Source organism: Rhodopirellula europaea 6C (assembly GCF_000338295.1).
GTDB lineage: Bacteria > Planctomycetota > Planctomycetia > Pirellulales > Pirellulaceae > Rhodopirellula > Rhodopirellula europaea.
On sequence record NZ_ANMO01000197.1, the window covers coordinates 1 to 24,635 of the forward strand.

At 56.5% G+C, this 24,635-nt stretch carries 14 protein-coding genes; 13 read left to right on the top strand and 1 reads right to left on the bottom strand.

The genetic code is table 11. The features are described 5' to 3' along the window. Positions 1–103 precede the first annotated feature (103 nt). From RE6C_RS20085 to RE6C_RS20135, 11 genes are all read left to right on the top strand, one after another. Positions 104–1,015 (top strand): DUF58 domain-containing protein, encoded by a 912-nt coding sequence (locus tag RE6C_RS20085; RefSeq protein ID WP_008659505.1) that lies wholly within the window; start codon positions 104–106, stop codon positions 1,013–1,015. Continuing rightward, positions 1,012–3,072 (top strand): BatA domain-containing protein, encoded by a 2,061-nt coding sequence (locus tag RE6C_RS20090; protein WP_039962730.1) that lies wholly within the window; start codon positions 1,012–1,014, stop codon positions 3,070–3,072. Before RE6C_RS20085 ends, RE6C_RS20090 begins: the two co-directional genes overlap by 4 nt. After that, positions 3,069–5,333 (top strand): DUF1355 domain-containing protein, encoded by a 2,265-nt coding sequence (locus RE6C_RS20095; RefSeq protein WP_008659508.1) that lies wholly within the window; start codon positions 3,069–3,071, stop codon positions 5,331–5,333. The genes RE6C_RS20090 and RE6C_RS20095 overlap by 4 nt, the downstream gene beginning before the upstream one ends. Continuing rightward, complete coding sequence (locus tag RE6C_RS20100) at positions 5,330–8,614, top strand: hypothetical protein (protein WP_008659510.1); 3,285 nt, start codon at positions 5,330–5,332, stop codon at positions 8,612–8,614. The genes RE6C_RS20095 and RE6C_RS20100 overlap by 4 nt, the downstream gene beginning before the upstream one ends. Next, the gene (locus RE6C_RS20105) at positions 8,614–9,387 is read left to right on the top strand and encodes a hypothetical protein (protein ID WP_008659511.1); all 774 of its coding nucleotides are present in this window, start codon (positions 8,614–8,616) and stop codon (positions 9,385–9,387) included. The genes RE6C_RS20100 and RE6C_RS20105 overlap by 1 nt, the downstream gene beginning before the upstream one ends. Continuing rightward, entirely contained in the window at positions 9,384–10,184 is an 801-nt protein-coding gene (locus tag RE6C_RS20110) for a hypothetical protein (RefSeq protein ID WP_236618367.1), read from the top strand. The genes RE6C_RS20105 and RE6C_RS20110 overlap by 4 nt, the downstream gene beginning before the upstream one ends. Then, entirely contained in the window at positions 10,181–11,248 is a 1,068-nt protein-coding gene (locus RE6C_RS20115) for a prenyltransferase/squalene oxidase repeat-containing protein (protein ID WP_039962732.1), read from the top strand. The genes RE6C_RS20110 and RE6C_RS20115 overlap by 4 nt, the downstream gene beginning before the upstream one ends. A gap of 23 nt (positions 11,249–11,271) precedes the next feature. Then, positions 11,272–14,187, top strand: coding sequence for a TlpA family protein disulfide reductase (locus RE6C_RS20120; RefSeq protein ID WP_236618368.1), 2,916 nt, complete (start codon positions 11,272–11,274; stop codon positions 14,185–14,187). Positions 14,188–14,444: 257 nt separating this feature from the next. Next, positions 14,445–15,026: a sigma-70 family RNA polymerase sigma factor gene (locus RE6C_RS20125; protein ID WP_008659518.1), complete on the top strand. Its 582-nt coding sequence runs from the start codon at positions 14,445–14,447 to the stop codon at positions 15,024–15,026. Continuing rightward, a complete protein-coding gene (locus tag RE6C_RS20130; RefSeq protein ID WP_008659519.1) occupies positions 15,023–16,489 on the top strand; it encodes a serine/threonine-protein kinase in 1,467 nt (488 codons plus the stop codon). The genes RE6C_RS20125 and RE6C_RS20130 overlap by 4 nt, the downstream gene beginning before the upstream one ends. 202 nt (positions 16,490–16,691) lie before the next feature. Then, entirely contained in the window at positions 16,692–17,861 is a 1,170-nt protein-coding gene (locus tag RE6C_RS20135; RefSeq protein ID WP_008659520.1) for a hypothetical protein, read from the top strand. A 386-nt stretch (positions 17,862–18,247) separates the two neighbouring features. Here RE6C_RS20135 and RE6C_RS20140 read toward each other — a convergent pair whose 3' ends face one another. Beyond that, the gene (locus RE6C_RS20140) at positions 18,248–19,600 is read right to left on the bottom strand and encodes a Gfo/Idh/MocA family protein (RefSeq protein WP_008659521.1); all 1,353 of its coding nucleotides are present in this window, start codon (positions 19,598–19,600) and stop codon (positions 18,248–18,250) included. Positions 19,601–19,798: 198 nt separating this feature from the next. Between RE6C_RS20140 and RE6C_RS20145 the strand changes: the two genes are divergently transcribed. Both RE6C_RS20145 and RE6C_RS20150 read left to right on the top strand, forming a co-directional pair. Beyond that, positions 19,799–21,988 carry a M13 family metallopeptidase gene (locus RE6C_RS20145; protein WP_008659524.1) on the top strand — a complete coding sequence of 730 codons (2,190 nt, stop codon included), beginning with the start codon at positions 19,799–19,801 and terminating at the stop codon, positions 21,986–21,988. 142 nt (positions 21,989–22,130) lie between these two features. Next, positions 22,131–24,614, top strand: coding sequence for a hypothetical protein (locus RE6C_RS20150; protein WP_008659525.1), 2,484 nt, complete (start codon positions 22,131–22,133; stop codon positions 24,612–24,614). The last annotated feature ends 21 nt before the right edge of the window (positions 24,615–24,635 follow it).

Genomic DNA, 24,635 nt, shown 5'->3' on the forward strand with positions numbered 1-24,635 from the left:
CCCTCTCCCCCGGAAGCCGGTGGAGAGGGGACATCGCGTCGCTTCGCTCCTTCGGAAACCAACTCCCAACTCCCAACTCCCAACTCCCAACTCCCAACTCCCCTTGTCCGAACAACACACTCCTCGCGAATTTTTGGAACCGAAGGTCTTGGCAGGCTTGTCGGGGTTGCCTTTGTTTGCGCGCCGGCCAATGCGAGGCAATGTTTCCGGTCGGCACACCAGCCCGATGCGGGGCGCGAGTGTGGAGTTCGCCGAGTACCGAAAGTACGTTCCCGGCGATGACCTGAGACGATTGGACTGGCGAGCACACGGTCGCAGCGATCGCTACTACGTCAAAGAATTCGAAGCCGACACGAACCTGCGATTGCAACTGGTTTTGGACACCAGCGGTTCGATGGAATACGGCTCCGGCGAACTCACGAAACTGCAGTACGCCCGTCGCATCGCCGCCGCGATTGGTTACTTGGCCGTGCAACAAGGCGACGCCGTCGGACTGTCGTGTGTCAGCAATGGCATCACCGGTCACTTGCCACCACGACGCAACCCCGCTCACCTCAAGACCATCTTCGATGCCCTCGAAGAAACTCGCGGCCAAGGCGAAACCCATCTGGTCGACGTCTTGCATGAACTCGCCGAAACGACTCGCCAAGCCGCGATGGTGATCGTGATTTCGGACTTCTTCGTTGATCCCAATCAACTGCGAAGCTGCTTCGAACACTTGCGATTTCGCAAACACGATCTATCACTCTTCCATCTGCTCGATCCGATGGAACTGAACTTTGAATTTTCGCGGCCGACTCGCTTCCTCGACATGGAAGGCGGCACCGCTATCTTTGCCGAACCCAGTGAGATCGCAGATCGGTATCACGATGCCTTGAAAGACTACCTGGATCAACTGCAACGAATCGTGGTGTCCTCCGGTGTCGACTATCACCGAGTCAGTATCGATCAACCGTACCCCGAAGTGCTGACGAACTTTTTGACCCGACGCGCGATGGCAAAGGGGGGACGATGAGCTTTCTTCAACCCTGGATGCTGTTCGCTCTGCCGATCGCGTTGCTGCCGATCATCATTCACTTGATCAACCAGCGTCGTTATCAAACGACACAGTGGGCCGCGATGATGTTCCTGCTGGCCGCGAACCGGATGAATCGCGGTTACGCTCGCATTCGACAGTGGGCCATCCTGGCTTTGCGAACGTTGGTGTTGCTGGCATTGATCATCGCCATCGGACGACCACTCGCCAGCGGTTCATTAGGTGGCGGACTGGTTGGCTCACTCTCAGGAGGCTCGTCCGCGAACACAATTGTGTTGCTCGATCGTTCGCCTTCCATGAACGCCAACGCAGCGGGCGATTCGCGAACCAAACTGGAAGCCGGCGTCGCTCAAATCGCGGAAACACTGCAAACACTCGGTGCCGGCCGAGTCCTGCTGATCGACAGCAACACGGTCACTGCATCGGACTCCTCTCCTGCTCGAGAACTGGCGTCGCCCGAGGAATTACTGGACCTCCCGCAGACCGGACCTTCGGATGCATCGGCGGACATTCCTGCGATGATGTTGGCGGCACTGGACACCATCCAAGCCAACTCGATGGGTCAAACCGACGTTTGGATTTGCTCCGACGCACGTGAGCATGATTGGCAATCACGAGACGGGCGTTGGCCCACTCTTCGCGAAGCACTGGCCGAATTCGGACGCCGAGTTCGCTTCCGATTGCTGACCGTCGCGGGAACGGACCAGCCCAACCGATCGATTCGCATCGACGACATTGCTCTGCGAACCGAAGGCGACGAGCGAGTGCTGACGCTGTCAGGCAAACTTCAAAGCGATTCTGAAGACGGCGACACATCGAACACACCGGCGAACACATCCATCCGCATGGATCTCGATGGAGCCGAATCGATTGTCGAGCTGCCACTTGATTCTGGTTCGGGCGAATTCACTGACTTGCGAGTCCCCTTGGATCGTGAGCAAGAACGCGGACTTGGGCACGTGTCTTTGCCTGCTGATGGCAACAACGCTGACAACACGTACTACTTCGTCTTCGATCAGCCACCGCCTCGAAAAACGGTGGTCGTGTCTTCGAACGAAGACGTTGCCAACGTGCTGCGATTGGCGGCGGAGATCACTCCGGATCCCAACATTGACGCTTCCGCGGAGGTCCTCCTGCCCGCCGAAGTTCCATCGATCGCCTGGGATGAAACCGCACTCTTGCTTTGGCAAGCCCCGCTGCCCGTCGGCGCATCCAATGCCGAGCTTCGCAAACGCTTGGAATCATTTTTGGACCGCGGCGGTCGTGTGATCTTCTTTCCTCCCGCCAACCCGAATCCCAAGGCGGAATTGTTCGGCGTGTCCTATTCCCCTTGGACGGATTTGAAAGACGACGTGTCCATCGCGACATGGCGAGGCGAAGCGGATTTGCTGGGCAAGACATTGGCGGGAGCTTCCTTGCCGGTTGGAAAGCTGAAAGTGCATCGCCTCGCGGCACTCTCTGGCGAAACCACTACGCTGGCCAAGTTATCCAACGACGAACCCGTCTTGGTCCGAGTCCCCACGCCTCGCGGCGGAGTTTACTTCTGCGGCACAACGCCGACCGGCAAGGATTCGACTCTTTCGTCCGACGGTGTCGTGCTATACGTGATGATCCAGCGAGCCTTGGTCGACGGTGCCGCCTCGCTCGCCAACACCGGTCGCCTGGACGCCGGAACCGTTGATGCCGAACTGGCGGCGAACTGGAAACGACTGCAAGGCCCTGACAATTCGCTGTCCACCGAACATGCTTTCACCGCAGGGGTCTACGCCGACGGCGATCGCTACAACGCGATCAATCGCTCAGCAGGCGAGGACGCCACCGATACGTTGAAAGAATCTCAGATCGATGACCTCTTCCAAGGCTTGGTGCTGGAACGCGTCAACCAAACCGCGGGCGAATCCAATTCCTTGGTCGACGAAGTCTGGCGAGCGTTTCTGATTCTGATGCTGATTGCCATGATCGGTGAAGCCATCTTGTGTTTGCCGCGGCAATCCGCCCAAGCGGCCTCCCCATCCGTCGGAGGTGCCACGGCATGATCGAAACTCATTCACTCTCGTTCGCCTGGACGCCGTGGACCATCGCCATCGCGGTGATCGCCATCGCAGCGACGCTAGTGCTTGGTTTCCTCGCGTGCTGGCGAAACCATTTCCGTAAAGCGACCGTGCTGCTGGAAGGGTTGCGTTTAATCGTCGTCGTGGTCGCCGCGATTTTGCTCGGCGGTCCCGAATGGGTCGAACAATATGTTCCCGATGACAAACCTGTCGTTGCGGTGCTGTACGACGATTCGGGCAGCATGCAAACACGCGACGTGGTGCAGTCCGAACCTCAAACCCGCGAAGAAGCAATCGCATCGCTGACCCAAATGGAGGCTTGGAAGTCACTCGAGTCACGCGCCGAAGTGGTCATCGAACCGTTCGCCGAAACCAAACCAGAACCGAACAATCCCAACCGCATCAATCCGATCTCCAATCCTGCCGGAGTCGCTCCCGGTGAAACCACTGAGTTCATGGAAGAGAAAGGCACCGACCTTTCCAGTCCGCTGCTGGACGTGGTTCGCAAGCACCCACATTTGCTCGGTGTGGTGCTGGCATCGGACGGTGACTGGAACCAAGGCGACGCGCCCGTGCGTGCGGCCGGACGTCTGCGATCGATGGGCATTCCCGTGTTCACCGTTCCAGTTGGCAGCGAAGAACGTTTGCCCGATGTCGAACTGCTCAGCTTCGATGTGCCAACGTTTGCGATCGGCGGTAAGAAGGTTCGAATCCCGTTTTCGATCGAAAGTTCGCTGCCGCGAGACCACGCCGCGACGGTCACGATGACCACCTCGAAAGGCGAGACGATCACCAAGGACATTCGCATCGCCGCGATGGGCCGCACCAATGATTCGGTCGATTGGGAACCAGAAGACCTCGGCGATGAAACGCTGACGCTGACGATCAGCAAACATCCCAACGAGCTGCTCGATGACAACAACGAGATCACCGCGCCGATCTCCATTCGAGAAGAGAAACTTCGTGTGCTCGTGATCGAATCGGTGCCTCGCTGGGAATACCGCTATCTACGAAACGCTTTGTCGCGAGACCCCGGTGTCGAGGTTTCGTGCTTGCTCTTTCACCCGGGCCTCGACGCTCGCGGCGGAGGCAACGCCGATTACATCGCGACCTTCCCGGACACCAAAGAAGAGCTATCGAAGTACGACGTCGTCTTCCTCGGCGACGTGGGCTTGGACGACAATCAATTGACGCTCGAACAATGCGAATGGTTGCACGGTTTGGTCGAACAACAGGCCAGCGGTCTCGTCTTCATTCCCGGTTGGGAAGGCCGCCAGTTCAGCTTGCGGGAAACACCGCTGAAAGATCTGTTGCCGGTCACGCTCGACGAAGGCCAACCGGGCGGTTGGGGTTCACGCACCGCACAGCACTTCGAACTCACACAACTGGGTCGTCGCAGTTTGCTGACCAAACTCGCCGACACCGCCGACGACAACCTGGAAGTCTGGAGCAACCTGCCTGGCTTCCAGTGGTACGCCCCGGTGTTGGCCGCGAAACCGGGGTCGGAAACGTTGCTCGTTCACCAAGAGGTCAGCAACCGATTCGGCCGTCTGCCGCTGCTGGTCACGCGAACGTATGGAGCGGGCAAGGTCCTGTTCATGGGAACCGACGGTGCTTGGCGCTGGCGAAAAGGCGTCGAGGACTTGTACCACTATCGGTTCTGGGGCCAAGTCGTTCGCTGGATGGCGTATCGCCGGAACATGGCCCAAGGCGAAACGATGCGGCTGTATTACTCACCCGAACAACCGCAAGTCCGCCAAACGGTCAGCGTCAACGCAAACGTGATGGAAGCCAGTGGCGAACCGCTCTCCGGTGGTGACGTAACGCTGCAAATTGTGGCTCCGTCGGGCCGTTCACAAACGATTCAATTGCAATCCTCGGGCGAAGCCTGGGGTGCGTTCGCAGGCCGCTTCACACCGGAAGAACCTGGCGAACACAAGTTGACTTTGTTTTGCAAACAAACCGGTGACTCATTGCAGACCACGGTGTTTGCTCAGGGAGTCGCCTTGGAACAAATTGGAAAACCGGCTCGCCCCGACGTGATGCAAGAGATCGCTCGCGTCACCAATGGGCAAGTCTTCACCGTCGATCGAGTGGAAGACGTGATCGCGTGGCTGTCCGCCATGCCCGATCGTCCGCCTTCGATTCGTCGCATCGCACTTTGGAGTCACCCGGCAATCGTCGGTGGATTCATCGCTCTGTTGGCATTGTTTTGGATCGGTCGCAAGGGAGTCGGATTGATATGAAGATTGCAGACAACCATTCACCCGCGCAAACAAATCTGCGCATTCCCGATTCGCTCAAGCAGCAATTGCTGGCTTACCGGAGGCGAGTTTGGCAAATCAAACTGACCGAAGCCGTCGCCATTGTGGTCGCAGGAATTGGGCTGGCGTTCCTGCTCGTCTACGGGATGGACCGCTTCACCGACACGCCGGCGATTCTGCGAGGCCTGCTTTGGATCGGCGGATTCGCACTGATCGCGATTGTTCCGTGGGCCATCTACAAATGGGTCTACAAGCACCAAGCCCTCGAGCCGCTGGCCAAATTGTTGAGCCAAAAGATGCCCTCGATCGGCGACCGATTGTTGGGCGTGATAGAGCTGACTCACAACGCGTCCGAACAAGCCCGCTCGCCCGAGCTTTGCCAAGCTGCGATGACGCAAGTCGCTGACGACGCGGCCGGCAAAGACTTCCGCGGCGCGGCACCGAACTCCTGGTACAAAGCCTGGACCGGCTTGGCCGCCGCAACGGTGCTGGCCATCGGAGCCTTGGCGGTGACCTACCCCGCCGCAACCGGCAACGCGATGACTCGGTTGTTGGCCCCCTGGGGTTCCACGCCACGGTACACGTTCACCCGAATCGACGCGTTGGCAAACGACGTCTACATCCCACACGGCGAACCCGTGGTCCTGCCGGTTGCCTTGAGCGCCGATTCTCGCTGGCAACCCGAGTCCGCCGAACTGCACATCGGTCAACAAAAACCAATCCAAGCCACCCTCCGCGACGGGCAGTACGCCTTTGCGGTGCCGCCTCAACTCAGCGAACATCCAATGTCGCTCACCGTTGGCGACGTGAAGCAGTCGGTGAAGCTGAAACCCACTTTGCGTCCCGAGCTTTCCAAGATTGTCGCGGACGTGAACTTGCCCGAATACCTCGGCCAACCCGAACCCAAACAAATTGACACGCGAGGCGGCTCTTTGACCGTCGTTCGCGGAAGCCAAGCTGTTGTGACCGCGATTGCCAATCGTGAATTGGCCGACGGCAAGGTCAACGAACAATCGCGTCCGGTCGACGGACCGCAATTGGCCAGCGATCCTGTGCAAGCCATTGAAACCGAGACGCTGCAATTCCAGTGGCGTGACCAGATGGGACTGACAGGACGCGAACCATTCACGTTGTCGATCGAAGCGATTGACGACGAGGCCCCCACACTGATCTGCGATGGTCTGGAACGCCAAGCGGTCGTGTTGGATTCAGAAACCTTGACCTTCCAGGTCCGTGCCAACGACGACTTCGGCATCCGCCGCGTTGGCATCCAGTGGAAAGGCATGGACGTCGGTGCGGTCGAAGAACCGGCCGAAGGCGAACGGGCTCTCGCGGCGGGTGATCCGACCGCGGCCAGCCTGGAAGCGATGGGAACGTTCTCGGCCAAGTCGCTGGGGATTCCCGCTCAACCAATCGAACTGCAAGTTTGGGCGGAGGATTACTTGCCCGAGCGTGCTCGTGTGTTGTCACCGCCGTTTTTGTTGTACGTCCTCACCCCGGACCAACATGCGATCTGGATGACCGAACAATTGAGCAAATGGCACCGCCAAGCCCTCGATGTTCGCGACCGGGAACGACAACTCCACGAAAAGAACAAACAACTTCGAGCGTTGTCCGCCGACGAAGTCGAACTCGACCAGCACCAACGCGACATCGAACGCCAGGCATCCTCCGAACGATCCAATGGGCGTCGTTTGGAACGGCTCGGCCAAGTCGGCGACCAGTTGGTTTTGGCAGCCTCGAAGAATCCCGAAATCGGAGTTGGCCACCTGGAACGTTGGGCGGAGATGCTGCAAGTCTTGCAAGATCTGTCCGACAACCGGATGCCCAGCGTCGCGAGTTTGCTGGATGACGCGGCCCAAGAAGCACCGAAGATTGCATCGAAGCCTGGCCCTAAAAGTCCCGGCGGCCCCAAAGCGGGACAAAGCCGTGCGGGCGGCCTGGGCCCCGGATCTGAAATGTCCAAGCACCCCGGCCCGAAACCGCGAGCGGCACCGCAGTTGGCCGACATGGAATCCTCCGCCAACTCACCCGACGAAGGCAAAGGTTCGCCCGGCGGACCAAAGAAACCCAGCAACCCTGCGCTGCGTTTGCCAACGACCACCGTGATGGGCAAGAGCCAACCTTCGGATGACAAACCGAAGAAGGATGAGCCGCTGAAGATGGCCCAAGCGATCACCGAGCAAAAGGAACTGCTCGACGAATTCGACAAAATCGCCGACGAACTCAATCTCATCCTGGCAAACCTGGAAGGCAGCACGTTGGTCAAACGACTGAAGGCTGCCTCACGCAAACAGAACTTGGTCGCCAAGCAACTGACCAATCACCTCGAACCCGCGTTCGGCCAAAGTGCCCCGCGCATCGACGACGAAGTCAAAGAGGTATTCACGGAACTTCAAACCGCCGAGGATGAAAGCACCGAACAGATCTCCTACATCATGGACGACATGGAGGCCTACTTTGAACGACGACGCTTCGCTCAGTTCAAAGTCACCTTGGACGAGATGAAATCCAGTGATGTGATCGGTGGCCTGCGTCAACTTTCCGCGGCGATCAAAGAACAACAGGGCATGTCCGTCGCACAGTGTGAGTTCTGGTCGGACTCACTGGACCGTTGGGCTGAAAACTTGGTCGATCCCGCTTGCAACGGCAGTTGCCCCGGCGGCAAGTCACCGGAAAGTTTGCCACCATCGATCGTTCGCGACGTGATGCAAATTCTGGAATCCGAAGTCAACCTGCGTGACGAAACTCGCGTGGCCGAACAAGCCAAAGCGGCCGTTGACGCCACGGACCACGAGGCCACGGCCGAGACGCTGGCCAAAACTCAAACGGAGATCAACGAACGGGTTGTGGACGTGATTGAACGCATCCGCGAATTGCCGGACGCGACCAAGCATTTCGGGAAAGAGCTCAAGATGCTAACGCAAGTTGATGCTGTGATGACCGACGCGACTTCGATCTTGAAGCAACCCAACACGGGCTCGCAAGCCATCGCAGCCGAGACCGAAGCGATTGAGTTGATCCTGCGATCCAAACGCATCAACCCGAAGGGCGGCGGAGGTGGCGGCAGTTCACCGGGTGGCGGATCAGGCGGTGGCAACAGCACCGATTCCGCTTTGGCATTGCTGGGCAAAAGCAAGAACGAAAAAGAAGTGCGTGAGAACAAAAACGTCACCCAATCGACGGGTGAAACCGGCGCAGAACTGCCCGAAGAATTCCGTCGCGGCCTGGATCAATACTTCAGCCGACTGGGAGGCACCTGATGGTCACCCGCCGCTGGAGTTTCCTGTTGCTTGGACTGTTGGCATTGACGACTCGTCCTGTCTCATCACAGGAACAGAGAGTGCAAGCAGTACAAGAATTCAATGCTCTCAATCAATTGGTAGCAGAAGAACCCAAACCGCCGGCGAAGAAACCCATACCGCCTGAGTTTCTTAAACCGTTGGTGAATGCGGAACTTTCATTTGTGCACCGAGTCTGCGAACCGACCGAAGAACAGATGAAAGCCATTGTTGAGTCCGCTCAAGATTCACTCGAAGGGATGGTGGACATCCTCGACCCAAAGGTTCGAGGAAGGACAGCTTCTACCATTCAATACCGAGGACTGGATGGACAAAGGCTCAATCAAAATCCCGTGCGACGCATCCGCGAAGACACCATGGAGTATCTCCCCCTACTTTTGTCGGATGAGCAATACCAAAAATACAAACAGGAATCCTCTCAACGCGAACGATTCGAGCAGGAAGCGGCTTCTGACTATCTGGCCGCTTTGGTGACTTACAAATTGACCCTCAGCAAATCCCAACAACGAAAACTTCGAGAGGTCTTCCTGGAAGAATGGCCGGATTTGGATTCCCAGTGGGTCGTTGCCTATATCGACAACCAACGATTCGTCCCCATCATTCCCAGCAATCTGTTGCGAAAGGTTTTGACCACCGAGCAACAAGTTGCCTGGGCGTCATTCCAGCAAGTCAACATCAGTGTGATGCTCGGTCAGAATGCTGAACTATTCCTTGAAAAGGAATGGCTGCCATGAACACAAACAAATTGTTGACGTGGTCCCTCGCAACTTTCCTAGGGTCCATCGTCGCAGTGTCGACTCACCGATGTGAGGCTCAGAACCAAATCAGCCTAGCGCAATTTGACAGTTGGATTTTCCAAACCGCCGGACGCGATGAGGAGCAATGCCGAAGAGGTCTGCAAAACAAAATCGAATTGCAATTTGTCCGAATCGAGCAATCCACTCCTTTAACAGAGAGCCAAAAGGACTGCCTGCGTCTGGCTGGTCAAGGTGACATCAAACGTTTCTTTGATCGAGTCAACCAAGCTCGTGAGAAATTTCTGAGGATGGAGCATAAGGACAACAACGCCAATATCAATGAAGCCTACCAATTGGCGTCGCCACTTCAACAAGAGTTGTCGCAGGGCATTTTTGGAGACGGTTCCCTCATGGAAAAAGCAACGCGATATGTCATGACTGACGACCAAACGCAGCAGATCCTGGAACGCGAACTAGAACAATCCAGAGTCATGATGGAGCTGCAAGGGAAAGTTTTCCTTTCGACGATCGGTCGTGGCATGGCGTTAACAGCGAAACAACAGCGGGAACTCCAGGGACACTTCCAAAAGAAAATCCAACAATTGGGGAATATCCCCGCCACAGAAGGACGCAGTTCTGTGAGCGGCTCTTTGTTCATTATGTGGCTAGTCGAATTGGCCAACGATGATGACTCCTCGCACTTCGATGACGAACAAATGGTCGTGATCAAACGACTCGAGAACCGAGCGAACGATGCAATACCAATGCTGAAGTTACGAGGACTGGTCAAATGAAGATAACGACACTCGTGCATCTATCACTGCTGCTAGCTCTGATGGTAATCGGCACGTTCATGCCGGCCCCCGCCTATGCCCAGTTCCCAACCGCGCAGCTCGGCGATGTGGTCCCGCGTGATGTGCGAGAGGTCTACGAAAAAGGCCTGCAATACCTCGCGAAATCACAACGCGAATCGGGCGATTGGTCCGAAGGCTCCTACGCCGGCCCAGGCGTAACCGGCATGGCCGTGATGACGTTCCTGGCCTCAGGAGAAGACCCCAACTACGGCATCTACAGCAGCAACATCCGCCGCGGTCTAATCAGCATCGTCAACTCGCAAGACCCCACCTCGGGCATCCTTGGCGGCAACAGCGGTCACGCCAGTATGTACAACCACGGTTTCGCGACCTTGGCCCTCGCCGAAGCTTACGGCGTGGTCAACGAACGCCTGCTCACCACCGGCGGCAAGAAACTCGATCGCTCGCTCGGCGAAGCCTTGGAACTCGCCGTTCGCGGCGCGGTGACGTCGCAGAAGAAGAACTCCTACGGTGGGTGGCGATATGGTGCGGACGCCAAAGACGCCGATACCTCCGTCAGCGGCGCTGTCATGGTGGGATTATTGGCGGCTCGCAACGCTGGCGTCAAAGTCCCTGACGAAGCGATCGATCGCGGCGTGGCTTACTTCAAATCCATGACCAGCTCGTCCGGACAAGTTGCTTACGCTGGGCTTGGCGGTTTTGATAATTCAACACCACGAATATCGATCGGATGTTTGGTCTACGCCGTGTCTCGCCGCAAGGACATGCCCGAATTCAAAGCCACTCTCGCTGCACTCACCAATCAAATGGACACCTCCGGCGGGGCTTACATGAGCTACGGAAACTACTACCAGGCCCAAGCCTTGTTTCAAGGCGATGTCGAAGCTTGGGAAAAATGGAACAAGGAATTGATCCGTCAACTGAAGGCCAAACAGAACGAAGACGGCAGTTTTTCCGGCAACTATGGCACCACCGTCGAAACCTCTTTGTCGCTGCTAGCGATGGCGCTCAACTTCCGTTTCCTGCCGATCTACGAACGATGAAAACAACTGAGAATCACGATCGCATGAAACGACGAAACACGGCGGTTCATGTGTCCATGCCCTTGCTGGGATGCCTTCTTGGATTCCTGACCTCACCGATGTTCACTGCCGACTTGGTCGCCGATGAATTGCCTGGAATTCTGCGACTGAACAATGGCGATTATGTTCAGGGACAATTCTCGCCCTCCGAATTGAACGCCGACGACGCGGCTCCGGTGGTGAACTGGCAACACGCCGGTTTCGCGACTCCGTTTGAGTTTCCGTTTTCGACGTTGGCGTCCGCCACCTTCCCATCTCCGACGGACATCACCGCCACGAAAGGGAAGTTTGCATTTGAATTGCTCAACGGCGATCGTCTGTTTGGCAACATTGTCGAAGTCGGCGATCCGTTGATCGTCACTCTGGGGGAAGACGAACCGTCGGAATTACCGCTCGCAATGGTCCGACAGATCTTTCGATGGGACGACAGCCGCGCCGTGGTTTTCCAAGGTCCCGGCAGCCGAGACGATTGGGAATCGAATGGTCAGATTGAAAGCTGGACCGACTCGAAAGGCACGCTGGAAACCAGCGCCACGATGGCAACCCTTTATCGCGATTTGAAACTACCGCAAGTAGCCCGCGTTGAGCTGGACATCAGTTGGGAAGGAAAGCCCAACTTCGTGATCGCAGTGGGCGTCGATCCGCGTTCCGCAGAGAACACTTGGGCGGATGCCTTTCACATTGAAGTTTGGGACGAAGACATCGTCGCCGTCTGGGAAGACGGTTCGTTGGCGGGTGTTCAGTCAATTGCCAAACTGAAAGAACTCGGCAATCGACTGCAGGTGACATTAAAAATCGACCAAACCAACCGGCACGTGATGATCGAATCCATGCGTGGCGAAACGCTGACGCAGTACACCCTACCGATCAAAAAGCCGCGAGTTGCGCTGACTGGGATTTACTTCCGCAACATCGACGGCGTCCTTCGCATCCGTTCGCTTCAGGTTCTACATGCAACCGGCCTGAATCCGAAGTCCAGTGATCGCGCGAAGACAGTCGAAAACTCGGAAGGTCCCGGCTTCGATACAGCCGTGCAGTTGGTCAATGGCGATGCATTTCAAGGACGCTGGAAGGCAATCCAAGACGACCAATGGTTATTTGAAGACGGCGAAGAAGAACGATCAGTCTCGAGCGACGAAATCCTGGTGATGGACTTTCGTCGAGCCATCCCGAAAGGTGATCTGGAGCCACAATCAACCACCATTGATTACTTACAAATCAGAACCTTTGATGGAATGCGTTTGAGCGGACGCTTGCAGCGAATCGACGAGCAAGCAATGCATGTCATCGCTGAGGCGACGCAAAGCCAAATTTCGATTCCGATCTCCAGCATCGACACAATCGATTTCCAGTCCTCACAAACGGCGGTGCCGTCTCTCCGCGGACAAATGAGATTGGAACTCGAAGGAACGCGTCTGCATGGACGCTTGCTCGACACGGAACCCGACAACCAGCCGACACCACTTCGGTTTGGACCAACGGAGATCGCCGCGTCGACGATGCTTCCCAGCCTCCAAGGCAAACTCATCCTGCGCCCGACCATCGAAACCACCAAATCGGCAACGGAATTGCGTATCGAGCGGCTTGCGAAAATTCGCGAAGCCGCACAACAAAAAAAAGGTCTGAGGGTCGTTCAGAACCAAGTCATCGCTGTTCAGCCAGCCGCGAAGGCTGGGGTTTGGAATGTATTCAACAAAGCGTTCAATCCTGCAGCTATCCAGAAAGCAGTCAGCGGAAAACCGATCTACTTGAAGACCGGTGAAGTCATTCCGGGCAAAGTGATTGCAATTGATGAACGGGAGGTCACTTTTGAGTCGAGCATGACGAAGAAGACCAAGCTTCCTCGTGAACAAATCCGTGCTCTCCATCTGAATGGTGGCAATGCGAATTCGGTCATTGACGAACAGGAACGCGAACGACTTTTGACCGTTCCCCGCAATCGAAAGAACAGTCCGCCAACCCATCTCCTGATTGCTCGGAACGGAGACATGATGCGGTGCCGACTGGTCAGCCTGACCGAAGAGACCGCCGAAGTCGAATCGCGTTTGGAAACGATCTCAATTCCGCGCAATGTCATCTCGCAAATCATCTGGCTGAAACCACCGGTCGAAGTGGAAGACGAGAACAATGCCGACGTGGATGATGAACCCGAAGTGCTGGCGACCGATCAAGCAACGGATGAATCCGCTGGCCTTACCGTGCAAGGCAAGATGCACGATGGCAATCGATTGTCCTTGGTTCCCGAGAGCGTCATTAATCAAACGTTGATCGGTGAAAACTTTTTCCTCGGTCCGATTCGCCTGCCGCTCGCCAACTGCGAAGAACTTTATCTCGGTGTGCGAAATGACTTTGAGTTGGCGGATGACCCGCACGCGATTTGGCAGCTCGTGAATGCCCCCGAACCAATCATTGGCGACTCGGGTGGCGGCGACGATTCGATGGCTGGCACTCGGTCTCCTCTGGTGGGAAACCCTGCTCCAGACTTCAAACTCAAAACACTGGATGGCGAACCGTTTCGCATCGCCGATCAAACCGGTCGAACGCTGGTTTTGGATTTCTGGGCGACCTGGTGCGGTCCATGCATGCAAGCCATGCCGGTGATCGAGGAAGCCGTTGCCGAATTTGATCCCGAACAAGTCCGTTTGGTCGCGGTCAACTTGCAAGAAAGTGCGGAAGACATCCGCAACACGCTCGACCGGATTGGCGTCAGCCCCGAAGTCGTGCTGGACATCGACGGTGTCGCGGCGGGACGCTACCAAGCCAACGCGATTCCTCAGACAGTCGTGATCGACGCAGAAGGCACCGTGACGCGAGTCTTCGTCGGCGGAGGATCGAAGCTGGGCGAACAATTGGCCGACGCCATTCGCGAAACGCTGGGTGAACCAGCGAAACAGAACTGAATCTGAAAAAACTTTTCGACAGGTGTGAGATTCTCGCTCGCTGGAGGACTGTTCTTCTTAGCAACGCGTCAACAATAAGTGACGTAGCGGAAGGGCGCGAGCCCTCCGGTTCCTTACCGGGCGGCTTGCGCCACACCGCTAACATCGTCACTTATTGTTGACGCGTTGCTTAGACGACAAGTGTCCTTCCCTTCGTCGCTCCGACAGGAGCCACGTGACGGAGCAGGTGCAGCTTTTCTTTTCGGTGGTCCCCAGCCATGCATTCTCCCGAAACACGACCGAGCTTGATCGTTCGATTGGGCGGTGCGGCAGACCAATCGGCCTGGTGGTCGTTTGTCGAAACCTACGAGCCGTTTCTCAAGCACCTGGTCGCACGGCAAGGAACGCCCCCGTCGCATGTTGCCGACGTCACGCAGCAAGTCCTGATCTCGATCGCACGCAGCATTGATGGGTTCTCTGACGACGGCAAAGAAGCCTCGTTCCGGCGTTGGGTCCACCAGGTCTCCCGCAACGTCGTCATCAAGTACATGGCTCGCCAGCGAAAACAGATCACCGGCCAGGGCGGCACGGACGCACTGTTGCAACTCGACCAACAGCCCGCCATTGATGATCCCGCGTTGGAGGATCAGTACCAACATGAATTGATTGTTTGGGCCGCCGAGAAAGTCCGCTCCGAATTTGCCCCGACCAGCTGGCAAGCGTTTTGGGGCACGATGATCGAAGGCCGACCGGTCGCTGAAATCGCCGGAGAACTGAACGTTTCCGCGGGCAGCATTTACATGTCCCGTTCCCGCATTTTGCGTCGCATTCGATTGGTTCTCAACGAGGTGATGCAGTGAACGCCTGGCACCCCAGCGACGATGTCCTGCGATTGGTGCTCGACGAGCACGCCGACGCACAGACGGACGAAGACGTCACCTCCCATCTCGACGAATGCGAGCTTTGCCAAACCAGAATCGAACAGTTCGCTGAGTCCTCCCACGGGATTCGCGAATCGCTTCGGCGTGAAACCATGTCGGGCAGCCTCGCGCTCGACACACCCAAGTTGGCCGCACCCAGCGAGACGGCTTGGTTGGCCGATTTCGCGGTGTCGTTTCTGCAGCCAACCGATCAGCCCGATGCGATTGGCAAACTCGGTGAGTTCGAAGTCCAGTCCGTGATCGGGCATGGCGGAATGGGGATTGTGCTGAAGGGTTTTCAACCGGAACTGAATCGTCCGGTGGCGATCAAAGTCATGTCGCCCCACTTGGCCTCGATCGGAACGGCTCGCAAACGATTTCTTCGCGAGGCACAAGCGACCGCGGCGATCGTGCACCCCAATGTGATGCCGATTTTATCTGTCAGTGAATCGGCCACCCTGCCCTACCTGGTGATGCCGTATGTGGCTTGCCGGACACTGCAACAACGCATCGACACCGAGGGTCAGCTGCCGATCACCGATGTGCTGCGGATCGGTATCCAAGTCGCCGCAGCCCTCGCTGCCGCCCACCGACAAGGATTGGTGCATCGTGACGTGAAGCCCGCCAACATCCTGATCGAACCTGCCGTCGACCGAACGATGTTGACCGACTTTGGTCTGGCCCGGGCCGCCGATGATGTGACCGTCACACGCTCCGGTGTGATCGCGGGAACGCCGCAGTACATGTCACCTGAACAAGCACGTGGTGAATCGGTCGATGCTCGCAGCGATCTCTTTGCACTCGGGTGTGTTCTGTACGCGATGACAACAGGACGCCCGCCTTTTCGATCGGAAACCAGCTACGGAATTCTGCGCCGGATCACGGATCATCCTCATCGTCCGATGCGAGAAAGCCAAGCGAGCGTTCCGGTTTGGATGGACCACTTGGTCTATCAATTGCTTCGCAAGGATGCACGAAATCGAATCAGCAGCGCCGAAGAAACGCAGCGTTTGCTGGAAGCCTGCTTGGCCCACGTGCAACAACCTAGCATTCCTCTACCGAGCGAAGTGATGGCATCGAAAAGACCCAACATCCGTCTCGCGATTTTACTGACGGTACTCGTCGCGGCTTCCATCCCGTTGGCGGCGATCAACCTTTGGGACCGATCAAGAACAACGAAACCACCCTTCATTGTCACACGCCCCGCCAGTCATCCGTCCTCGACTCCGTCAGAAGCGGTTGGCCCCGACTTTGTCCTCGCGGGTCCGGTCACCGAATCGGTGTGGGACGATCAGACAAAGAACGAAACCACCTCGCTGGCCGAGATCGATTCCCAACTGGAACTCATACAGAAGCAGATCGAATCGCTGCAACGAAGCCTCGATGTTAAGAAACAACCGTGAGACATCGTCGCCCATCGGCTCCGCCCGATGGAACATACGCGCATCGGACTCCATTGGGCGGAGCCAATGGGCGACGTAGGGCCGGTTCCCACCGGCCGATCGGATTCAAACCAAACGAACGGTCCTAGCAACCACCTCGCAAGCCCCCCATCAACGCCCATCACCATCGCCAGGTGAGACCTGCCCTACTCGGAGAATTCTCATGTGCACACGACTGAGTCTGCTGTTTGCGGTTGTCTTTTCTTTGATGTTTGGCATCACCATGCCCACTGGTTCGCTGCAGGCGCAAGGAGGTATGGAAATGGGGATGGGGATGGATGACATGTACGGAGGGATGGGAATGGGAAGCACGGCTCCTCCCTCACCTTCCAACCTCCCTCTCAAGGTCACGATCCTTCTCGGTCCCGATTATGACTTCGAGACCAAACCTTTCATGACGGTCCAGGACGTCCTGAAGTGTTTTCCAAACTACGATTACGGCGGAGGTGGAATGGGAGGCATGGGGGGCGGCTCAGTCTCCGCCGTTCAGTATCGAAAGCCCACCTCGGGGTTGATCGACTTGGACATGAAGCTCTCGATCCCTGACAAGCCCGAGCGGCATGTCATCGCTCGTATGCCGGAGGGTTTGAAAGAAGAAGACGTCGATTCTTGGAAACGAAAGATTCGCCTGAAAGCATTGCGATTTGGTTTGAACCGCGTGACATTCCTGCCCAGTGACTTCAGCATTCCCAAAGACCAAAGCAGCATGTGGTTGCAGGTCCCGGTTGGAAGCCAGACGGCCTTGAAATCCAACATGGAACAATACGTCGCGATCACGTTGGATTTGGCCGAGTCGTCCGAGACCAGCGGCCGACGCCCACGCATTGACTTGTTCTTTTCAAAAGAACTCGCCAACCAAGATCCATTCGCACCAACCTCTCAAAAATACGATCCATTTGCTCCCGCCACCGTCGACCCGTTTGGCGGGTCCCCGCCCAAGAAGACTGCCTCACAGCAGACATCAAATCCATTTGGGGCCGGAACGGGAGCCGATCCGTTTGCCGCTCCACCGGCATACAAGCCGGCTTCGATACCAAACGTTGTCGAGAAGACTCAGAGAATACGCCAGCAGATAGCCGAAGAGCTCAAGAGTTTGAGTGAAGCAAGCGACAACGAAGCAACTGACGCAGCAAAATCAAAAGTCAAAGACCGACTCAAGGCGATGTTCATCGAACTTGAAAGGGAGCAAATCCGAATGAAGCAAATGCACATCCAGCAATTGGAAAAGCAGTTGCAACAAATCAGTGAGTCCATCGCTGAACTCAGCCGCCCCGAAGCAGTCGAGCAGCGAGTTCAAAAGCAACTGGAATCACTGGAGAACAAGCTGAAATAAGAGGGTCTTCAGCCAACCATTCACTTGTAGGCCAGGTTGTACCTGGCGACCCCAATCGATGCTTTGGAACAAAGCGAGAAGTGTGATTCAACTTCGCTCGCGATTGCATCCTGGGCTAGCGTATCACCATCGCCAGGTGGAACCTGGCCTACACTCTGAATGCACAGCAACCGACACCAACATACTATCGACGCAACGCCCCGCCCCCCCGTAGGCCATGTTCCACATGGCGCGCCGTCCGATGCTTTGGAACAAAGCGAGGCGGGATCGCAGCAGGTCATTCCAACGGCATGGTGAACGCCGCGACCAACGACCACCGCCAGGTGGAACCTGGCCTACGCAGCGATGACGTAGCCGGATTCGCCAAGAATTCGGAGGGTGACGCCTTAAACCGTGGGCAATTTCCACGGGGCACGGTACTCGTAGTGCAACATTTCGTTGGCCGCTTCGTCGTTGGTGAACCGCTCCGCCTTTGCATCCCAATCCAATCGTTTGCCCAACGTTTGCGAAATGTTCGCCAGGTGACAGAACGTGGTGCTGCGATGACCGATCTCAATATCAGCGTGACAGCGTTCGCGCGACACCATGCAGTCCAAGAAATTGCGAGCGTGATTGACGGTCAGCACGTGATTGTTTGAAACCTCCGAACGTGTCTCCGGTTTGGCAAAGTCTTCTTGCTTCGAAAACTGGCCGCGTCGTTCAGGAAGGATCTCGTACTGACGTTCAGAAACGTACGCCGTTCCCTTGGTGCCGCGCAGTTCGATTTCGCCTGACGCGAGCGTTGGGTTCATGCTGGTTTCGTATTGACCAAAGACCGCCAATCGTCCCGACGCAAACTGAAACGTCACCTCCATCGTGTCCGGAATCGTTCGGTCATCGTCGACACCAAAACGTCCGCCCATCGCACAAACGCTGGACGGTGCCTCTTCGCCAAGGCACCAACGAATCGCGTCGAGGTAGTGCACTCCCCAGTTCCCCATTTGCGAACTGTAGTCCTGCCACCAACGAAATTTGTACGGAGCAATGTTGTCTTGATAGGGTTGCTCGGCCCGCGGCCCCACCCACATGTCCCAGTTCAGATGCGCAGGTGGCTTGGACGGGGGAAGCTTGCCGATGCCACCGGGTGCCATGTTGCTGAGCCGATAGGCACGCGACACGCAGACTTTGCCCAGCAAGTCATCCTGCACCCGCCCGGCCAACTCCTGATACAGCGGGCTGCTGCGGCGATGCGTGCCGACTTGCGTGACTCGATTGAATTTGCGAGCGGCGTTGACCATCGCTCGGCCTTCGACGATCGTTGCCGACAATGGTTTTTCGACGTAAACGTCCTTGCCCGCTTGGCAGGCTTCGATCATCTGCAAGGCGTGCCAGTGATCAGGGCTGGCGATGACCACGGCATCGACGTCGGAACGTTCCAATAATTCGCGATAGTTGCCCGTTTGATAGACGCTGCTCCCCGCCGTTTCGCCGGCCTTTTTCGCAGCCGCTGCCAATGAATTGGAATCCACATCGCACACGGCGACGGGCTGGCAATCCTCGTGTTCGGCGAATGCTTTCATCAATTGGCTGCCACGATTAGCGACACCGATGAACCCCAGACCGACGCGGTCGTTGGCCCCTGCTGCCCGGGCACGCGACAAAGCCGTTCCGGCGGACAGCACAAACGTGGTCGCGGCCGTTTTCTGGAACCGGCGACGAGAGACCGATTGCGACTCGGGCGTGGGGTGAGACTTGGGCATGATTTCCTCGCAGAAGCAACGAAAGGCGGGAGAACAGGGGGGCCAGACATCTTACCCGCCCAAGGTGCACGAGTGTCGTGTTTCGGCACCTGACACCGGCCCAGATTTGTGGGACGATGCCCCCGGAGACCGACCTCCCGAACTGGCAGTTTGCTGGAATCGTATCGGTCATTTCTCCGCTGACTTCGCACCATCTCATTGATTCCCTTCAATCGACTCGTTTCGACAAAAGGATTGCTCGTGACCATTCGTTTGCTTTCAACAACTTCTCCCCGATTTTCTCGGTGGAATCGCCTGCAGGGCTGCTTTGGAAATGCCCTGGCCGGTTTGTCCTCGGTCAGCATTCCCGCTGCGGGGCTGATCCTGATTGGCACCGCATTGACGCCATCCGTTGTTTCGGCGGAGGCCCCCAGCAAAGCCAGCAAGACCGAGGCCACCAAAGTCTCGGGCATCGATCAATCGCTGTTCAGCACGACCGTCGAGCCGGGACAAAACTTCTACCTGCACGCCAACGAAGAGTGGTTGGAAAACACTCCCATTCCATCGGACAAATCCAACTATGGGATCTTCACCGTTTTGGATGACGCAACGCGGACACAAGTCCGGACGTTGATCGAGCAATCAGCCGAAGAGAAAGCCGAGAAGGGTACTCCGGCTCAAAAAGTTGGCGATCTGTACCGCAGCGTGCTGGATCTCGAAAAACGCAACTCGATGGGACTCAAACCCATCCAGCCAGTCTTGGATGTCGTCGAAGGATTGAATTCAAAAGACGACTTGGGTGCCACAATCGGACAACTGTCACGCTTGGGAGTGGATGCTCCTTTCGGTGCCTATGTCAGTGTCGATGCCAAAGCCAGCGACACCTACACGGTGTACCTGTCTCAATCCGGGCTGACGCTCCCCGACCGAGACTACTACCTCGAAGACGACCCGCAATATGTTTCGGCTCGTGAAGCGTTGCAGGTCTACGTTAAAGACATGCTGAACGCCCTGTCGGTTGAATCAGCCGAAGAGCTGGCCGAGCAAGTCGTTGCCATCGAAACCGAACTGGCAAAGAACCAATGGACCAAAACCGAAAATCGTGATCCAGAGAAGACCTACAACAAGCTCGCGTTGGGCGAAGTCGACGCAACCATCGAAGGCTTCAACGTTCCCGCGATGACCAAGGCGATTGGCCTGACCGACCAAGACACCTTCGTTGTGCGTCAGCCCAGCTACCTAAAATCGCTCAGCGATATTTTCGCAAGCCACGATCTCGCGGCGTGGAAGGCTTACTTCCAATTTCACTCCATCGACGCTTACGCATCGGTGTTGACCGAAGAACTGGAACGACGCCACTTCGAATTCCACGACAAAACCATCTCGGGAATCAATGAACAACAACCGATGTGGAAACGAGCGGTCGATTTGACCGGCAGCGTGTTGGGCGAGGTCGTCGGTCAGCTTTACGTCGAGAAGCACTTTGCTCCCGAAGCCAAGCGTCGTATGAACGAATTGGTCGAGAACCTCAAACGTGCCTTCGCCGAACGGATCGAATCTCGCGACTGGATGAGCGAAGGAACGAAGAAACAGGCTCTCACGAAACTTGGCAAGTTTCACACCAAGATCGGATACCCCGACGAGTGGAAGGACTACACCAAACTCGAGATCACCGATGAGTCACCCGCGACCAACTTGATCGCCGCATCGATTTTCGAAACCGAACGTCAACTCGCCAAATTGGGCGGCCCGATTGATCGCAACGAATGGCACATGACGCCTCAGACGATCAATGCTTACTACAACCCGACGATGAACGAAATCGTCTTCCCGGCTGCGATCCTGCAACCGCCATTTTTCAACTTGGCCGCCGATGACGCGGTCAACTACGGCGGAATCGGTGCGGTCATCGGCCACGAACTTTCACACGGCTTCGATGACAAAGGCAGCAAGTACGACGGCGACGGAAACCTCGTGAACTGGTGGACACCGAAGGATCGCGAAGAATTTGAGAAGCGAGCTTCGGGCCTGGTCGACCAATACAACGAGTTCAAACCATTCGAAGACATGAACGTCAACGGCGAACTGACGCTGGGCGAAAACATCGGCGACCTGGGCGGCCTGAGCGTCGCCTACGAAGCCTATCGTCTGTCACTCGAAGGCGAATCGGCCAAGGTCATCGATAATTTGACCGGCGATCAGCGATTCTTCCTCGGATGGGCCCAGATTTGGCGTCGTCTGTATCGCGAACCAGAACTGCGGAAACGTTTGATCACGGATCCACACAGCCCCAGCGAATACCGGGTCAACGGAATTGTCCGAAACATGGACGCTTGGTACACCGCATTCCGAATCGATGAAACCGATCCGCTGTACATTGCACCAGACGAACGCATTCGGATCTGGTAGAGAATCTTCCCGGCGGTTGGCTCGCATATGATCGCTGCGAGCCGCCGCCTGCGGGTGACGAACCAGCCAGACTGCTTCGTCCGCCCATCTTAACAATCCTTTTGGGCAATCGGCCTCCGATTCGCCATGGGGTGCTTGCCCCATGGGTGAGCTCTCGATTCAACTCACCTTGACCAGTAAATTCCCGTGGGGATACCCTCTGCGGTTTGAATTGCAACCATTTTGTTTTTTGGACCCAACGATGAGCAGCAGCCCGTTCGAGATTTTTCGACGCAACCTTAAGCCACTGATGGTCTTGTTGACTTTGTTGGCATTGTTCGCGTTCGTCGTCTTGCCTGCGCTGGACACTTACCTGCGACGCGGAGGCGGATCCAATTCGGACCCGGTCGTCGCGGAATATGACGGCGTCACGCTGACTCAGAGCCGCGTTGCTCGCACGACCCAGCAACACCGTGCCGTCGTCGGGTTCTTGAGCGATTTGGGCCAAGAAACCATTCGTCGCGGCGGTGTGCCACAGGTCCCTGGTTTCCAATACGACCAAGAATCAGGCCAAATTCAATCGATCGGCATCGATGCCAATCCGAGCAATGAAGCCACCATCAACACGATGCGGTTCTACAGCGAAGCCAAAAAGGCCGGCTTCGACCTGGACGACACCATGGTTCGCACCTGGCTCAGTCGTTACACCGATGGATTGCTCAGCGACAACGAAATCAGTTCGATGTTGATGCAATTCACCAGAAACCAAATGGGTCCCATCCAACTGCACGAACATTTGCGAATGCATTTGTTGGCGGATTTGTACCAACGAAGTGCGATGGTTGGATTGATGAACGGTCGCCTGCCCGTTTCGACGCCACTGGCGCAATGGCGTAATTTCCTGAAAACCAACCAATCAGCAACCGTCAACGCATACGGCGTTTTGGTCGAAGAGTACATCGATCAAACCAATGAAACGCCCTCCGCGTCACAAATCACTGAGGTCTATGAAGCCGGCAAAGACTTGTTGGCCTATCCAAACGACCAGGACCCAGAACCAAAATTCCGCCGCCCTGATTCGGCCAAGATCGAATACCTCGTTGCGGACTTGAATGAGTTCGTCGAACGCGAAAAATCGAAGTTGAGCGAAGAACAGATTCGCGCCGAATACGAGCGTCGACTGGCTGGTGGTGATTTCCAACTGCCCGTTGAAGAAGCAGAGGAAGCCGCCGACGAGCTCGAAGCGATGGAAACCGAAGCCGCTGCGGAAGAAAACGCCGAGCCCGCGGAAGAAGAAGCTCCCGCTACCGAAACAGAAGAACCAGCCGCGGAAGAAATGACCGAGGAAACCGCCGAAGCGGAAACCGAGACCGAGCCCGCCAGCGAAGAAACCAGCGAGACCTCCACCGAGGAAACGCCGGCCGAGGAAGCTTCCACCGAAGAAACCTCAACAGAGGAAACGGCCTCCGAAGAGAGTTCTGAAGAACCTGCGGCCGAAGACAGCTCGATGATCCGCTCCCGTGACGAAGCCGTTCAACTGGTTGCATTGCAGGAAGACGACGCTGCCGACGATGAAGCCGCTGACACGGAAGAAACCAACACCGAAGCCGACGACGAAATGGAACTTGGTGACGGATTGGACCTGGGCGATGAACCAGCCGAAACCAAACCGCAACCATTCGAAGACGTGCGTGACCAAATCGCGACCGAAATGGTTTCCGAAACCGCCCGTCAGAAACTCGACCAAACCATCACTGAGGTGTACGGTTTGATGCGAGACTACTTCAGCGAGATGGCTGTTCACGAAGGCAATGTTGCCGTCGGTGTGTCAGATGAAAGCGACGCTCCCAAACGCCCCGACTTGGAAGCGATCGCCGCTGAAAAAGGATTGGGCTACGGCACGACCGGCTTGGTCAATCGTGTTTCCATCGGCGATGATCCAATCGGTGAATCGTACGGTTTGGGACAATCACTCCAACGCCGTGGTGCACCTTACTACGCGATGATGTTCGGTGCCGCGATGCAAGATGGCTCGAGCATCCCGTCTCAGCCCGAGTTCTCACCTCAGCGTTCGGTCGACTTGGAAAACGCCAAGAGCTACGTCTCTTGGAAGACCGAAGACATCGAAGCTTACACGCCCGAATTGGACGAAGTTCGCGACGAAGTCATCATGGCGATCCGAACTCAAGAAGCTCGGGACCTGGCACAAAAAGCCGCCGAAGGCATCGCAGAAGCGGTTGGTCAAGGTAAGAAGCTTGCCGACGCAATTCCAGAGGGCAAAGAAGCCAACTGGCACACCGACCTGGGTCCGTTCACTTGGCTCAACATGGTCGGCATGATGCAAACGTCCATGGGCAACGTCCCAGAACTGAACGCAGTCGGAAATGAGTTCATGCAGGCGGTGTTCAGCACCGAAGCGGGCAACGTCAAAGTCGCTCCGAACTCGCCGAAGTCGGTTTACTACGTCGTGCAACCCATCGAATTCCAACCCGATGTGGAACAACTCCGAGAGCAATTCAGCCAACCTCAGCAGCGGTTCATGGCTCAGCTCATCGGTGACGACGGAGCAACCAACATCATTCGCGGCTTCTTTGAAACGGTGAATGAGCGAACCGGTTTCGAGATGAAAACCGGCGACGATCGCTGAACCGGATTCTGACATCCAGTT

Excerpts from the sequence above, each read along its gene's own strand:
- RE6C_RS20150 (WP_008659525.1), top strand. The coding sequence starts at position 22,131 with ATGGGTGAGCTCTCGATTCAACTCACCTTGACCAGTAAATTCCCGTGG.
- RE6C_RS20135 (WP_008659520.1), top strand. The coding sequence starts at position 16,692 with ATGTGCACACGACTGAGTCTGCTGTTTGCGGTTGTCTTTTCTTTGATG.
- RE6C_RS20095 (WP_008659508.1), top strand. The coding sequence starts at position 3,069 with ATGATCGAAACTCATTCACTCTCGTTCGCCTGGACGCCGTGGACCATC.
- RE6C_RS20125 (WP_008659518.1), top strand. The coding sequence starts at position 14,445 with ATGCATTCTCCCGAAACACGACCGAGCTTGATCGTTCGATTGGGCGGT.
- RE6C_RS20105 (WP_008659511.1), top strand. The coding sequence starts at position 8,614 with ATGGTCACCCGCCGCTGGAGTTTCCTGTTGCTTGGACTGTTGGCATTG.
- RE6C_RS20110 (WP_236618367.1), top strand. The coding sequence starts at position 9,384 with ATGAACACAAACAAATTGTTGACGTGGTCCCTCGCAACTTTCCTAGGG.
- RE6C_RS20115 (WP_039962732.1), top strand. The coding sequence starts at position 10,181 with ATGAAGATAACGACACTCGTGCATCTATCACTGCTGCTAGCTCTGATG.
- RE6C_RS20140 (WP_008659521.1), bottom strand. The coding sequence starts at position 19,600 with ATGCCCAAGTCTCACCCCACGCCCGAGTCGCAATCGGTCTCTCGTCGC.
- RE6C_RS20090 (WP_039962730.1), top strand. The coding sequence starts at position 1,012 with ATGAGCTTTCTTCAACCCTGGATGCTGTTCGCTCTGCCGATCGCGTTG.
- RE6C_RS20100 (WP_008659510.1), top strand. The coding sequence starts at position 5,330 with ATGAAGATTGCAGACAACCATTCACCCGCGCAAACAAATCTGCGCATT.
- RE6C_RS20120 (WP_236618368.1), top strand. The coding sequence starts at position 11,272 with ATGAAACGACGAAACACGGCGGTTCATGTGTCCATGCCCTTGCTGGGA.